Here is a 13,816-nt window from a genome sequence, read left to right as displayed (position 1 = left end):
GACCCATGACCCGAGGAGTACATATGTCCAAGCCACCGCTGCCGCCCGAGGCGCAGGAACTGCTGCGCCGTCCCAATCCGGCTGTGATGGCGACGCTGCGCTCCGACGGCGCGCCGGTGTCCACGCCCACCTGGTACCTGTGGGAGGACGGCCGGGCCCTGATCAGCCTGGACAAGGGCCGCGTCCGCCTGAAGCACCTGCGCCGGGACCCCCGCGTCAGCCTCACGGTCCTGGACGGCGACGACTGGTACACACACGTCACCCTCATCGGCCGGGTCGTCGAGATGCACGAGGACGAAGGCCTCGCCGACATCGACCGCCTCGCCACGCACTACACCGGCAAGCCCTACCCGGACCGCGTCCGCCCCCGGGTCAGCGCCTGGATCGGGGTCGAGCGCTGGCACGGCTGGGGCGCACACCGCGACAGCGACCAGGCGTCCGGATGACGGCCGCAGGACAGGCGAAGACTGTCCACGCGTGCCCTGCTCCGGGCCCGGCCCGGTCCGGCGCCCTCGACACCCCGCGGCCGGCCGGGCCGCCGTTGCGGCCTGTCACGGGAAGAGCGGAGACCGGATCGGCGAGGTAGAGGGGCGCGGCCCGCACGTCCCGGTTGCCGGTCGATGTCGTGATGTCCTTGGCGACGCGTTCGCCCGCCGCCACGTCCCGGACGGCGAGGGCGACGGTCGCACCGGCCCCGCCAGGGCGCGGGCCGTCTGGGCCCCGAGGCCGGACGAGGCGCCGGTGACCACCGCATGGCGGCCGGTGAGGTCGATCCCTTCGCCACCTCGGCGGCCGTGCTGGAGAAACCGAAGGCAGTGGTGATGGTGCTCATGCGTGAACTCCTCGCCCTGGACTGAGCCGTGTAGTGAGGAGTGCGGGACGGCGGCCCCGCGCGTTCACGGCGTGAGCATGCCGTCCTGCTCCACCGGGGGCGTGCCGTCGTGCCAGGGCAGGGCCTTGCCGAACCGGACCAGTTCGCCGTAGAGGGCCGGATCGACGTGTTCGGCGAAGACCAGGTCGAGCACGGCTTCGGCGGCCTGGGCCGGCGACTGTGCCTGGCTGTAGTCGCTGAACCACGGGCGCGAGGTCGCGGTGTCGACCATGCCGGGGCACACGGCCGCGATCAGCGTGTCCGTGGCCCTCGAGGCCTTCGGCCACGCCGGGCGCGGGGGCGGCACTCTCCCCTCCGCTCGCCGCGTGTGGCCCGGCACCCGGTGATGCCCCGGTGGGGCATCACCCCGCCGCGGCCTCGCGGGTGCGCTGGTGGTGGCGGCGTGCCTTCATGCGGTTGCCGCAGACGGCCATCGAGCACCAGCGGGCCTTGTTGGTCTTGCTGCGGTCGACGAGGAACAGCCGGCACTCCGGGTTGGCGCACGGCCGCAGCCGGCCCGGCATGGTGTCCTGCAGCGCGCTCCAGGCCAGGACCGCCGTCACCGCCAGCCGGCGCTGCGCGGGGACGTCCAGCTCCCATGCCACCCCCGTGGACGACAACTGCGGGCGTGAGGTGACGTCCGCGAGGAGTGGCGCCAGTGAGGTGGCGGGCCGGGTGCCGGTCACCACGTCCTGCAGGAGATCACGCGCCTGGACGAGAAACCGGCGCTCTTCCTTGCCGCCGCTGCCCCCGTGGGCCCGCTGCCAGGACCTGGCCGCCTCCGCATCGGCCAGCTGGTCCTGGACCGTACCGTTGACCACGGGCGTGCTGTTGAGGAGTTCCAGCAGCATGTCCTGCTGCTCCGGGCCGGTCACCATTGCCGCCGCCTCCTAACCCGATTGATTCGCTTGAAAGGTTACATCAGTGTGCATCGGTCACCTGCTGCCTAACCCCTTGAGGCGCATTGACAGGTTAGGTGAAGAGTGCTCGACTCGGTGGGTAACCAGTCAAGCGCGATAGAAGGGTTAGGGATATGGCCTCCGCAGTTCATCACCGCGCCGCCACCGTCAACGGCCTCGACGTCTTCTACCGGGAGGCCGGCGATCCGCGGGCGCCCGTCGTGGTCCTCCTCCACGGCTTCCCGACCAGCTCGCACATGTTCCGCAACCTGATCCCGGCGCTCGCCGACCGCTACCGTGTGATCGCCCCCGACCACATCGGATTCGGCCAGTCCGCCATGCCGGGTCTCGACGACTTCCCGTACACCTTCGACGCCCTCACCGACGTCACCGCCGGCCTGCTCGATCGGCTGGGGGTCGACCGGTTCGCGATGTATGTGCAGGACTACGGAGCCCCCATCGGCTGGCGCCTCGCGCTCCGGGCCCCGGACCGCGTCACGGCGATCGTCACCCAGAACGGCAACGCCTACGAGGAGGGCTTCGTCAAACCCTTCTGGGACGGCGTCTTCGCCTACGCCGAGAACCCGGGACCGAAGACCGAGGCGCCCATGCGCGGCGCCCTGACCCTGGAGTCCACCCGCTGGCAGTACGTGAACGGAGTCGACGACCCCAGCCTGGTCAGCCCGGACAACTGGGTGCACGACCAAGCGCTGCTGGACCGCCCCGGCAACGACGAGATCCAGCTCAAGCTCTTCCGCGACTACCCCACCAACGTGGATCTCTACCCGAAGGTCCACCGGTACTTCGAGGACTCCCAGGTCCCGCTGCTGGCGGTGTGGGGCGCGAACGACGAGATCTTCGGTCCCGACGGCGCCCGGGCGTTCGCCCAGGACCTGCCCGACGCCGAGATCCACCTCCTCGACTCGGGGCACTTCGCCCTGGAGAGCCACCTGGAGACCATCACCGAGCACATCCGCGACTTCCTCGCCCGCGTGCTCGTCTGACGCGCCGGGTGCCGTGCCGTCAGTGGGACCGGTACAACGGCATCACCTCGTGACACTCTCGGCCGGCCTGCTGAGCACGGCTCGACGCGCGTGATCGGCCCGGAGCTGGTGTGCTGGGGGAGGGGGTTCAGACCGTTCTTGTCGTACCCGCTCCGGGAGAGACGTATGAGCATCTACCGAGTCGCGCAGGTGACCGCCGCGGGCGGGCCGTTCGAGATCGCCGAGCGAGAGGTGCCGCGACCGGGTCCCGGTCATGTGCGGATCGCCGTGGAGGCCTGCGGCGTGTGCCACAGCGACAGCTTCTTCGTGAACGCCGGGGTGCGGGGCATCACGTTCCCGGTGGTGGCCGGGCACGAGATCGCCGGGCGGATCGAGGAAATCGGCGAGGGCATCGAGGACTGGGGCTGGCAAATTGGCGACCGGGTCGCGGTCGGCTGGTTCGGCGGCAGCTGCGGCCACTGCACACCCTGCCGCCAGGGCGACTTCATCGTGTGCGAGAACTTGAAGACGCCAGGCCTGAGCTACGACGGCGGCTTCGGCGAGAAGGTGATCGCGCCGGTCGACGCCCTGGCCCGCATCCCCGAGGGACTGACCTCGGCCGATGCGTCGCCCATGGCCTGCGCGGGCGTGACTACCTTCAACGGGCTCAGGCGCAGCCCGGCGGAGCCCGGTGACCTGGTCGCCGTCGTCGGTCTCGGCGGGCTCGGCCACCTCGGCGTGAAGTACGCGGTGGCCATGGGTTTCGAGACGGTGGCCGTCGCCCGCGGCCCGGAGAAGGCGGACTTCGCCAAGCGACTCGGTGCCCACCACTATGTCGACTCCACGGCCGCGACGCCGGTCGCGGAGGCCCTCCAGTCGCTCGGCGATGCCAAGGTCGTCCTCGCCACCGCGGGTAACTCCCAAGCCATCGCAGCGACCGTCGACGGGCTGGCGCCCCGGGGCGAGCTGGTGGTGATCGGCATTGATCCCGAGCCGCTCGGGATCAGCCCGCTCCAGCTGCTGACGCGGGGGCGGGTGGTCCGCGGCCATCCGTCCGGCACCGCGCAGGACGTACAGGACACCTTGGAGTTCAGCGTCCTGCATGGGATCCGCCCGACGGTCGAGACCGTACCGCTGGAGCAGGCGAACGAGGCCTACCAGAAGATGCTCACCGGCGCCGCGCGGTTCCGCATGGTGCTCACCTACGACTGACCCGCCGGTCACTCGCGTACGGCGCGGGCCGCGAGCAGCGCGATGTCGTCCTCGGAGCCGGTGGCGAGGTGGTCGAGCACGGTGTCGAGGATCTTGTCCAGCGGGTCGGAGGGGCAAAGGGACAGTCCCGTCAGCCGGGCCAGGCCCCGGTCGATGTCCTCGCCGCGCCGCTCCACCAGCCCGTCGGTGTAAAGGAGCAGCACACCCCCGCGCTCCGGGGTGACGCGCTGCTCGTACCGGCCGAGCCCGCTGCCCAGCGGCGGGCCGACCGGCACCGGCACCAGCTCTGTCCCGCCCTCGGGGGTCAGCCAGACCGGCGGCAGATGCCCGGCGCTGGCATAGGTGAGCGTGGCGACGTCCGAGTCGCCGAGCGCGAGGAAGCAGGTGGCCACCCGCTCGAAACCGGAGTCGGCGACCATCCGGTCCGCGTGCTCCAGGATGCGGCCCGGCGAGAGCCCCGCGAGGGCCAGGGCGCGCAGTGTGGAACGGTAGTGGCTCATGGCCACCGCCGCGTCCACGCCATGGCCCATCACATCCCCGATGACCAGCATCGTACGGCCGTCGGGCAGGGCCAGGACGTCGTACCAGTCGCCGCCGATCAACGAGCCGTCGTCGGCGGGACGGTAGCGGGCGGCGGTCTCCACAGCGGCGTGCTGCTGCAGCTGGCCCGGCTCGGCCAGCAGGGCCCGCTGCAACTCCAGGGCCATGGTGTGCTCACGCTCGAAGCGGAGCGCCCGGTCCAGGGCGCGCGCGGCGCGGGCGGCGAGTTCGCGGGCCACGGTGGCGTCCTCGTTCGAGAACGGCCCGGAGTCCCCGGCCCGGGCCAGCAGCAGGCTGCCGAGATTCCGGCCGTCCGAGACCAGCGGCGCGAGGAGCACCGAGTGGACACCGGCGGTCAGACACGCACGGGCCGGCGCCCAGCTCGGGATCAGCGCCCGCCACTGTGCCTTCGTGATCGCGTTGCGCCGCAGGACCCGGCCCGCCGCCAGGTTCCGCCGGGTCCCGGTGCCGCGCGGCCAGCCGACCAGCTCACCGCGCGCGTCCAGCGCCGCGAGACCGGTGACCAGCCCCGGGCGGGTCGCGTACGCGGCGAGCCGGGTGGGCGCCCGCCGCGCCGACGCCGTGTCCGGCGGACTGAGCTCGACGCCGGCCGCGTCCGCCAGTTCCGGTACGACGAACTCCGCCAGCTCCCGGCAGGTCCCGGCGACGTCGGTGCCGGTGCCGATCCGGGACGCGGCCGCGTCCAGCAACGCGAGCCGCCGATGGGCGCGCTCCAGCTCGTACACGTACTGCTGCGGCTCACTGATCTCCAGGCCCACCCCGGCGACGCCCACGACCTTGCCGGTGCTGTCCACCAGCCGGTGGTACACACACCGCCACTCCCGCACCTGGTACGGCGAGTCCACCCAGGTCCGCCCGGTGACGATGGTCTCGCGCGGCCGCCCGTCGCGCAGGATGTCCCGCAGCGGCCGCTCCGACCTCTGGATGTGCGGCAGCACCTCGTGCAAGGTGTGCCCGAGGTACGCGGCGGCGGGCAGGCCGGTCATCCGGGCCATGTGCGGGTTGACGTACAGATAGCGCAGATCGGTGTCGAGGACCGCGAAACCGACGGCCGAGTCCTCGACGATGCCGCGCAGCAGATCGAGGTAGCCGATACCGAGGGCCGGTGCGCCCGATGCGGCCGGTCGTCGTGAGGAGGTGTCCCTGTCCACCCGGTCCTCCTCGCCTGCCCCCGCCCACGGCCGCCCTCATCCTCCATCAGGTCCCGGTACAGCGCATCCCGGGACGGCACCGCAGCGCACCCCGGACCCGCTCCCGCTCACATCGCCCGAAGCCGGCCTGTGCGGTGGCCTTAACCCCCGTTGATCAGGAGCGGTGACGCCCACGTAATCACCTGCCCATACGGTCGAGGCCGGATGGAAGAGGCGGACCAGCAGGAACAGGGGGCGCCCGTGGCCGCGCCGGACTCGCGCAGCACCTACACCGGCAAGGTGCGGACGGTCTGCTCGTACTGCGGGGTCGGCTGCGGCATGGTCCTGGACGTCGGCAGGGGCCCGGACGGCCGGCGTACCGTACTCAGGGTCTCCGGCGACAAGGAGCACCCGGCGAACTTCGGGCGGCTCTGCACCAAGGGCGCCACCACCGCCGACATGCTCGCCGCGCCCGGCCGTCTGACCACCGCCCTGCTACGGCCCGAGCGGGGCGATGAGGCTGTCGCCACGGCGGTGGACACGGCGGTCGCCGAGACCGCGCGACGGCTGCGCGCGATCATCGACGAGCACGGACCGGACGCGGTCGCCCTCTATGTCTCCGGCCAGATGAGCCTGGAGGCCCAGTACCTCGCGAACAAGCTCACCAAGGGCTATCTGCGCACCAACAACATCGAGTCCAACTCCCGGCTGTGCATGGCCGGCGCCGGCACCGGCTACAAGCTGTCCCTCGGCGCCGACGGCCCGCCGGGTTCGTACGAGGACCTCGACAAGGCGGACGTCTTCCTGGTCATCGGCTCCAACATGGCCGACTGCCACCCCGTCCTCTTCCTGCGCCTGATGGACCGGGTGAAGGCGGGCGCGAAGCTGATCGTCGTCGATCCGCGCCGCACCGCCACCGCCGAGAAGGCCGACCTCTTCCTCCAGGTGAAGCCCGGAACCGACCTTGCCCTGCTCAACGGCCTGCTCCACAACCTGCACGACAACGGGCACACCGATCCCGGGTTCATCGCCGCGTACACCGAAGGCTGGGAGGCGATGCCGGAGTTCCTCGCCGACTACCCGCCCGCCACCGTGGCCGCGATCACCGGCGTCCCCGAGGCCGACCTGCGCGCGGCCGCCCGGCTGATCGGCGAGGCGGGGGAGTGGACCAGCTGCTGGACCATGGGCCTCAACCAGTCCACCCACGGCACCTGGAACACCAACGCCCTGGTCAACCTGCACCTCGCCACCGGCAGGATCTGCCGTCCCGGCAGCGGCCCCTTCTCCCTCACCGGCCAGCCCAACGCCATGGGAGGGCGGGAGATGGGGTACATGGGACCGGGCCTGCCGGGCCAGCGGTCGGTCCTGGTCGACGCCGACCGGGCCTTCGCCGAGGAAGTGTGGGGGCTGAACCCCGGCACGATCCGCGCCGACGGGGTCGGCGGGGGAACCGTCGAGATGTTCCAGAAGATGGCCGGCGGCGAGATCAGGGCCTGCTGGATCATCTGCACCAACCCGGTCGCCTCCGTCGCCAACCGCAGAACCGTCATCGAGGGCCTGGAGGCCGCCGAGTTCGTCGTCACCCAGGACGTCTTCACCGACACCGAGACCAACGCCTACGCCGACGTCGTCCTGCCCGCCGCCCTGTGGACCGAGACCGAGGGCGTCCTCGTCAACAGCGAGCGCAACCTCACCCTCGCCCGCCCCGCCGCCGACCCGCCCGGCGAGGCCACCGCCGACTGGCGGCTGATCGCCGCCGTCGCCCGCGCGATGGGCTTCGAGGACGGCTTCCGCTACGACAGCGCGGAGCAGATCTTCGAGGAGATCAAGCGCTTCCACAACCCGCGGACCGGCTACGACCTGCGCGGAGTCAGCTACGACCGGTTGCGCGCCACTCCCGTCCAGTGGCCCGCCGCCACCGCCGACGGCCCCGGCCGCAACCCCGTCCGGTACGTCGACCCCGACGGCAGCCTGACCTTCGCCACCGCCTCCGGCCGCGCGGTCTTCCACGCCCGCCCGCACCTGGACCCCGCCGAGATGCCGGACGACGACCACCCGTTCGTCCTGAACACCGGCCGCCTCCAGCACCAGTGGCACACCCTCACCAAGACCGCGAAGGTCGCCAAGCTCAACAAGCTCAACCCCGGCCCGTTCGTCGAGGTCCACCCCGAGGACGCGGCCGCGCTCGGCCTCGCCGAGGGCGACTCCGTCGAGGTCGCCTCCCGGCGCGGCCGGGCCGTACTGCCCGCCGTCGTCACGGACCGGGTGCTGCCCGGCTCCTGCTTCGCGCCCTTCCACTGGAACGACCTGTTCGGCGAGTACCTCAGTGTCAACGCGGTGACCAGCGACGCGGTCGATCCCCTGTCCTTCCAACCCGAGTTGAAGGTGTGCGCGGTGTCGCTGACCAAGGTGTCCACACCGGTGAGCGTGCAGATGCCGGGTATCGAGGCTGCCCCGGCCGTGCTGCCCGCTGCCGCTGCCGCTGCCGCTGCCGCTGCCGCTGCCGCTGCCGCTGCCGCTGCCGCTGCCGCTGCCGCTGCCGCTGCCGCTGCCGCTGCTGCTGCCGCCTCCGTCTTCGGCCTCGACCCCGCCCCGCCGCCGGTCCTCACCGAACGCGAACGGCACTACCTGGTCGGCTTCCTCGGCGGCATCCCGGCCGGTGCCCCCGGCGTCCCCGTCCTGCCCCCGGACGCGCCCTTCAGCCCCGAACACGCCCTGTGGGTCAACGGCACCCTCGCCGGCATGTACTCCCGCAGCTCCGCGACCCCGGACACGGCACCGGCTCCGGGCCGGCAGGTGGTGGTCCTCTGGGCCTCGCAGACCGGCAACGCCGAGGACTTCGCCGTCACCACCGCCGAGCGCCTCACCGCGGGCGGCCACGTGGCCTTTCTGGCCGCCATGGACGAGGCCGACCCGGCCGCCCTGCCCGCGGGCGCCGACCTGCTGCTGATCACCAGCACCTTCGGCGACGGCGACGCCCCCGACAACGGCGCCGGCTTCTGGGACGGCCTCGCCGCCCTCGACGCCGGGCGGCTCTCCGGCCGCCGGTACGCCGTCCTGGCCTTCGGTGACTCCAGCTACGACGACTTCTGTGGGCACGGGCGGCGCCTGGACCGCCGTATGGACGAACTCGGTGCGGTCCGGCTCGCCCCGCGCACCGACTGCGAACCCGACTACGGGACACAGGCGGAGGCCTGGCTGGACCGGGTGCTGACCGCCCTCAAGGACGGGTCTGCCGCTGCCGCCCCCGCGCCCGCCCGTCCCCGGCGCCCCGCCCTCACCACCGCCCGGCTCGTCGGCAACCAGCTGCTCAGCCTGCCCGGCGCCGGGAAGGAGGTCCGCCGCTTCACCTTCGACACCCGTGACAGCGAGACCCCGCTGGTCTACGAGGTTGGCGACGCGCTCGCGGTCCACCCTCTCAACTCCCGTGCTCTGGTGGAGGAATGGCTGACCGTCACCGGCCTGGACGGGGCGACCGGCGTGGAAGTCGACGGAGTCGGTGAAGTCCCTCTCTCCGAAGCCCTCCTGCGGCACCTGGACATCACCAGGGTCACCCCCGACCTGCTTCGCCTCGCCACCGAACGCACCCGTGACCCCCGCGAGTTGCGTAAACTGCTGCGCCCCGACAACAAGGACGAGCTGGCCAAGTGGTCCTGGGGGCGGCAAGCGGTCGACGTCGCCGCCGAGTTCGGGATCCGCGCCGATGCCGGGGAGTGGGCGGGCGTCCTCGGCAGACTGCAACCGCGCCTGTACTCCATATCGTCCAGTCCGCTCACCGACCCCCACCTGGTCTCGCTCACCGTCTCCGTCGTCCGCTACGAGAACGCGCACGGCAGACCCCGGCAGGGCGTCTGCTCCCCGTTCCTCGCCGACGCCGAGACCGGCACCCCGGTCCCGGTGCACGTCCGTCGCTCCCCGCACTTCCGCCCGCCCGCCGACCCTGCGACGCCCATGGTGATGGTCGGCCCCGGCACCGGTGTGGCGCCCTTCCTCGGCTTCCTCCACGAGCGCCGCGCCCGTGGCCACCACCGGGCACCAAACTGGCTGTTCTTCGGCGAACAGCACCGGGCCACCGGCTTCTACTACGAGGAGGAGCTCGCCGCCCTGCTCGCCGAGGGCACCCTGAGCCGCCTCGACACCGCCTTCTCTCGCGACCAGCGGGCCAAGGTCTACGTCCAGGACCGGATGCGCGAACACGGCCCGCTGCTGTGGTCCTGGCTCCAGGACGGTGCCCACTTCTATGTCTGCGGCGACGCCTCCCGGATGGCCAAGGACGTCGACCGCGCCCTGAAGGACATCGCCACCGTGCACGGCGCACTGACCGAGGACGAGGCGACGGCATACCTCAAACAGCTGGCCACGGACCGGCGTTACGTCCGGGACGTCTACTGATTCGCCATCAACTGCCGCATGGTGGGGGCAAGTTGCAGCCGGAACCGGCCGTTTCGGTGGTGTCCAGGCCGAGCCGCCGGGCCGCGTGCAGCCGGGCCGTTAGCGGGGCGTCGGCGTCCAGGACCGTCTCGACCAGCGCCGGATCGTCCACCGGCGGCGCCGGGGCCCGGCCCCCGGGTGAGGTCGAGCACGGACCGTACGGCCGCCGAGGCCCGCTCCAGGATCACCGCGTCGACCATGCTCGGCCCGTCCGACCCGGTCCGCTCCAGCCAGAGTGCCGGCGGCCCACCCGGCACCAGCGGCGCACACGGCCGGCCGGGATCGGGCGCGCCCGCGCTGTCCCGACGCCGTCCGTCCGGCTCCACCCGCAGCCGGACCCGCCGCTCCTCGTCGGCCAGCCGTCGAGCACACAGACCCCGACGGACGCCCGCGAGACCGTCGCCGACCTGCTGGGACTGGCGACCTCGGCCGTACGGGTCCATGTGGTGCGCGGCGGCTCGTTCGGCCGCCGGCTCAACTTCGACGCGGCGATCGAGGCGGCGCTCGTCTCCAAGGCGGCCCGCAGGCCCCCAAGTACGGCTGCGGGGTGGGCGTCTGCCGCGCCTGCACCAGTCACCTCGACGGCGAGGAGATCCAGCCGTGCGTGGTCCCGGTCGCCGACTGCGCGGACCGCAAGGTCACCACCCGCTCGTCGACGTCAAGGTCGACGGACGGCGCAAGCACAAGGTGGCGCTACGGCATCTGTCCTGGGCCGAAGTCACCCAACAGGCGCAGATGCTGATCCGGCACGAGGGCGTCGGCAACAAGGCGCATGCCTGGCTCCTCCAGGAGTTGCTGCACTACCTCCAGCACGAGAACTCCGGCTGCCACGGGTTCCAGAACATGGGCCCCGCCTGGGTTCCGGTACGAAACGGCATCGACGACGAGACCCTGTGCCAGGGAGACCCGCGGGCCCTCGACGTGGTCGAGAGCTGGGAGCGGCTCATCCGGCAGGTCTGCCTGGGCCTGGGCGGCGAACTGGGGCAGAAGGTGCTCCCGGTCCGGGGCTCGAAGAGCGGCAGGGATCCCCGGGAGCGCCGGAGCCTCCTCGCCGACCAACTGTGCCTCCAGGGCCGGCTCCAGGCCGAACTGCGCATCGAGGGAACGCCCGGGGTGCTCGCGGTCGTCGCCGATCTGCGCACCGGAAGACTCCGTACGTCCATGGACGTCCCGGCCCCCGAGCAGGGCTACCCCCTGAGCTGGGCCAAGCGGCTGGTGCGGTCCCTGGCGGAGGCGCCGGCCGATCTGCATGTCGAGACCCTGATGGAGGGCGACACGGCCGGCCCGCGCGGCACGCTCGAACGGCTGCGGCCCGAGCCCGCCGACCTGCTGCCGAAGGCGGACGGTGCCCGGATCACCGGCTTCCGGCTCTCCCTCATCAAGGGCATGGGCAGCGGCCGGGGCAATGCCGAGACCGGGTTCATCCGCAGTGTCGACGACGCCGTGCAGCGGTTCTACGGCACCGTGGCGGTCCAGCTCGACCGGGCGACGGCCCGACGGGTCCCGGCGAGTCAGCCGGTGCCCGTGGGCTGACGTCCGCTCAGGGTGCCAGCAGTCGTCGCAGCCAGTCGATATGGGCGGTCCTCGCCGACTGGGACAGGGCGGCCTGTGGGGCGGAGCCGTCGAAGCCGTGGAAGCCGCCGGGCCAGACGTGGAGTTCGGTGACACCGCCCGACTGCCAGATGCGGGAGGCGAAGGCGACGGCCTCGTCGCGGAAGGTCTCGGCGGAGCCGACGTCGAGGAAGGCCGGGGGAAGGCCGGTGAGGTCGGCGGCGCGGGCCGGGGCCGCGTAGGGGGAGACGTCGGGACCGCCCCGGGCCTCGCCGAGCAGGGCGGTCCAGTCGGTCTCGTTGGCCGTGTGGCCCCAGACGCCGAGGCCCTTCATCTGGTGGCTGGAGGGGGTGTCGTTGCGGTCGTCGAGCATCGGGCACATCAGCATCTGGCCGATGACCGACGGGCCCTGACGGCCTCTCAGGAGGAGAGCCAGGGCGGCGGTGGGGCCGCCGCCCGTGCTCGCCCCGGCGAGCGCGATCGGCTCGGGGTCGCCGCCGACCTCCGAAGCTTGACTTGGAGTGCGCTCCAAGTCCTAGCGTCGGCAAAGCAGGAGACCATCCGGGCGGAACGGAGAACGGCCATGCGCGTGGGCGTGCACATCAACCGGTTCAACCATCCCGAGGGCGGCCCTGCCCTGGGCGCCGAACTCGCCGCCGCCGGTGCCGCGGCCGAGGCGGCGGGTGTCAGCTGGGTCTCGGTGATGGACCACTACTTCCAGATGGAGTTCAACGGCGGCGCCGAGGACGCCATGTTGGAGGCCTACACCACCCTCGGCTACCTCGCCGGCCGCACCTCCACCGTCCAGCTCGGCGCCCTGGTGACCGGGGTGACCTACCGCCACCCCGGACTCCTGGCCAAGATCGCCACCACTCTCGACGTGGTGTCGGGCGGCCGGGCCACGCTGGGCATCGGGGCCGCCTGGTACGACCGTGAGCACCACGGTCTCGGCGTGCCGTACCCGCCGCTCGCCGAGCGCTTCGAGCGGCTGGAGGAGACCCTGCGGATCTGCCTGCAGATGTGGGACCCGGAGAACAACGGCCCCTTCGAGGGCAGGTACTACCGCCTCGCCGAGACGCTGTGCGTACCGGCGCCGGTCAGCTCGCCGCACCCGGAGATCATGATCGGCGGCGGGGGAGAGAAGAAGACCCTGCGCCTGGTCGCCCAGTACGCGGACGCCTGCAATCTGATCCCCTCCTCGCCGGAGGAACTGCGCCACAAGCTGGAGGTGCTGCGCGGGCACTGTGACACCGTCGGGCGCGACTACGACACCATCCGCAAGACCATCGCGTACGGCGCCGAGCCTGCCACCGAGGGCGACCTGGACGCCTTCACCCGGGACATCGAGGGGTACGCCAAGCACGGTGTCGACACCGTCATCCTGTCGCCCCGCCTGGGCGAGACCTCGGGGTGGATGGAGAGCTTCGCGGCCCCGGCCGTCGAACGGCTCGCCGCGATCGACTGAGGCGCGAAGGGGCCGGGGCTCTGTGCGTCCCGGCCCCTTCCGTCAGGCAGTGCCTCAGGCGGCGACGCCCACGTTGCCGTGCAGACGCGCGACGACCTCGGTCAGCTGGGCGGCGACCTCGGAGTCGTCGGCCGGGTGGGTCTCGGCGAAGCGGGTCACCGAACCGGGGATCGCCAGCTTGATGTCCTCGATCACCTTGCCACCGGCGATGCCGACGGCCTTGCGGGCCTCGTCCTGCGCCCACACGCCGCCGTACTGGCCGAAGGCGGTGCCGACGACGGCGACCGGCTTGCCGCCGAAGGCGCTGGCGCCGTACGGGCGGGACAGCCAGTCGATGGCGTTCTTCAGGACGGCCGGGATGGTGCCGTTGTACTCGGGGGAGAAGAGCAGGAACGCGTCGGCGGCCTGGGCGGTCGCGCGCAGCTTCGCGGCGGCGGCCGGGACGCTGCCCTCGACGTCGATGTCCTCGTTGTAGAACGGGATGTCGGCGAGGCCCTCGAAGACCTCGACCTCGGCACCCTCGGGGGCGAGCTTGACGGCCGCCTCGGCGAGCTGGCGGTTGTGCGAACCGGCGCGGAGGCTGCCGACGAGCGCAAGGATGCGGACAGACATGGGGGAAACTCCAAGGGGACAGAAACACTGCGGTTGCGGATCCGGACCAAGGTCCGGTTAATTTCTAACACCTGAAACGGACCGCGGTCCAGTTCTGTTCC

8 protein-coding genes and 6 pseudogenes are annotated in these 13,816 nt (G+C 72.0%); 7 read left to right on the top strand and 7 right to left on the bottom strand.

Features of this window, described 5'->3' with window-relative positions; translation table 11 throughout:
- Nucleotides 1–23: 23 nt before the first annotated feature.
- Nucleotides 24–446, top strand: a complete 423-nt coding sequence (locus tag ABZ396_RS23650) for a PPOX class F420-dependent oxidoreductase (protein ID WP_358916838.1) — start codon at nucleotides 24–26, stop codon at nucleotides 444–446.
- Nucleotides 447–564: 118 nt separating this feature from the next.
- On the opposite strand, the pseudogene ABZ396_RS23645 reads toward ABZ396_RS23650, so the two are convergent.
- From ABZ396_RS23645 to ABZ396_RS23635, 3 genes and pseudogenes are all read right to left on the bottom strand, one after another.
- Nucleotides 565–832, bottom strand: a pseudogene (locus ABZ396_RS23645) (SDR family NAD(P)-dependent oxidoreductase); the annotation flags it as partial.
- Between the two features lie 64 nt (nucleotides 833–896).
- Nucleotides 897–1,139: pseudogene (locus tag ABZ396_RS23640) on the bottom strand (carbonyl reductase); the annotation flags it as partial.
- Nucleotides 1,140–1,233: 94 nt separating this feature from the next.
- Nucleotides 1,234–1,749, bottom strand: coding sequence for a CGNR zinc finger domain-containing protein (locus tag ABZ396_RS23635; RefSeq protein WP_358916836.1), 516 nt, complete (start codon nucleotides 1,747–1,749; stop codon nucleotides 1,234–1,236).
- Between the two features lie 155 nt (nucleotides 1,750–1,904).
- Here ABZ396_RS23635 and ABZ396_RS23630 point away from each other — a divergent pair, with 155 nt between their 5' ends.
- Together ABZ396_RS23630 and ABZ396_RS23625 are read left to right on the top strand one after the other, a co-directional pair.
- Nucleotides 1,905–2,774 carry an alpha/beta hydrolase gene (locus ABZ396_RS23630; protein WP_358916834.1) on the top strand — a complete coding sequence of 290 codons (870 nt, stop codon included), beginning with the start codon at nucleotides 1,905–1,907 and terminating at the stop codon, nucleotides 2,772–2,774.
- 165 nt (nucleotides 2,775–2,939) lie between these two features.
- Complete coding sequence (locus ABZ396_RS23625; protein WP_358916832.1) at nucleotides 2,940–3,965, top strand: alcohol dehydrogenase; 1,026 nt, start codon at nucleotides 2,940–2,942, stop codon at nucleotides 3,963–3,965.
- 8 nt (nucleotides 3,966–3,973) lie between these two features.
- On the opposite strand, the gene ABZ396_RS23620 is transcribed toward ABZ396_RS23625, so the two are convergent.
- Entirely contained in the window at nucleotides 3,974–5,677 is a 1,704-nt protein-coding gene (locus ABZ396_RS23620) for a SpoIIE family protein phosphatase (protein WP_359185730.1), read from the bottom strand.
- Between the two features lie 240 nt (nucleotides 5,678–5,917).
- On the opposite strand from ABZ396_RS23620, the gene ABZ396_RS23615 reads away from it, so the two are divergent.
- Nucleotides 5,918–10,048, top strand: a complete 4,131-nt coding sequence (locus ABZ396_RS23615) for a bifunctional nitrate reductase/sulfite reductase flavoprotein subunit alpha (RefSeq protein WP_358916990.1) — start codon at nucleotides 5,918–5,920, stop codon at nucleotides 10,046–10,048.
- A gap of 61 nt (nucleotides 10,049–10,109) precedes the next feature.
- On the opposite strand, the pseudogene ABZ396_RS23610 reads toward ABZ396_RS23615, so the two are convergent.
- A pseudogene (locus ABZ396_RS23610) lies at nucleotides 10,110–10,530 on the bottom strand (hypothetical protein); the annotation flags it as partial.
- Between the two features lie 86 nt (nucleotides 10,531–10,616).
- On the opposite strand from ABZ396_RS23610, the pseudogene ABZ396_RS23605 reads away from it, so the two are divergent.
- Together ABZ396_RS23605 and ABZ396_RS23600 are read left to right on the top strand one after the other, a co-directional pair.
- Nucleotides 10,617–10,733: pseudogene (locus ABZ396_RS23605) on the top strand ((2Fe-2S)-binding protein); the annotation flags it as partial.
- Nucleotides 10,733–11,620, top strand: a pseudogene (locus ABZ396_RS23600) (TerD family protein); the annotation flags it as partial. The pseudogenes ABZ396_RS23605 and ABZ396_RS23600, both read left to right, overlap by 1 nt.
- A 7-nt stretch (nucleotides 11,621–11,627) precedes the next feature.
- Here ABZ396_RS23600 and ABZ396_RS23595 read toward each other — a convergent pair.
- Nucleotides 11,628–12,149: pseudogene (locus ABZ396_RS23595) on the bottom strand (alpha/beta hydrolase fold domain-containing protein); the annotation flags it as partial.
- 72 nt (nucleotides 12,150–12,221) lie between these two features.
- Here ABZ396_RS23595 and ABZ396_RS23590 point away from each other — a divergent pair.
- The gene (locus tag ABZ396_RS23590; RefSeq protein ID WP_358916829.1) at nucleotides 12,222–13,103 is read left to right on the top strand and encodes an LLM class F420-dependent oxidoreductase; all 882 of its coding nucleotides are present in this window, start codon (nucleotides 12,222–12,224) and stop codon (nucleotides 13,101–13,103) included.
- Nucleotides 13,104–13,157: 54 nt separating this feature from the next.
- On the opposite strand, the gene ABZ396_RS23585 is transcribed toward ABZ396_RS23590, so the two are convergent.
- The gene (locus ABZ396_RS23585) at nucleotides 13,158–13,715 is read right to left on the bottom strand and encodes an NAD(P)H-dependent oxidoreductase (protein WP_358916827.1); all 558 of its coding nucleotides are present in this window, start codon (nucleotides 13,713–13,715) and stop codon (nucleotides 13,158–13,160) included.
- Nucleotides 13,716–13,816: the final 101 nt, after the last annotated feature.

The organism is Streptomyces sp. NPDC005866 (genome assembly GCF_040629895.1).
Taxonomy (GTDB): Bacteria; Actinomycetota; Actinomycetes; order Streptomycetales; family Streptomycetaceae; genus Streptomyces.
The sequence above is the reverse complement of the archived record's forward strand: the minus strand, read 5'-3'. Positions and strand labels throughout refer to the sequence as shown.

Coding starts and splice junctions, on each gene's coding strand:
- ABZ396_RS23650 (WP_358916838.1), top strand. CDS start 24: ATGTCCAAGCCACCGCTGCCGCCCGAGGCGCAGGAACTGCTGCGCCGT.
- ABZ396_RS23635 (WP_358916836.1), bottom strand. CDS start 1,749: ATGGTGACCGGCCCGGAGCAGCAGGACATGCTGCTGGAACTCCTCAAC.
- ABZ396_RS23630 (WP_358916834.1), top strand. CDS start 1,905: ATGGCCTCCGCAGTTCATCACCGCGCCGCCACCGTCAACGGCCTCGAC.
- ABZ396_RS23625 (WP_358916832.1), top strand. CDS start 2,940: ATGAGCATCTACCGAGTCGCGCAGGTGACCGCCGCGGGCGGGCCGTTC.
- ABZ396_RS23590 (WP_358916829.1), top strand. CDS start 12,222: ATGCGCGTGGGCGTGCACATCAACCGGTTCAACCATCCCGAGGGCGGC.
- ABZ396_RS23585 (WP_358916827.1), bottom strand. CDS start 13,715: ATGTCTGTCCGCATCCTTGCGCTCGTCGGCAGCCTCCGCGCCGGTTCG.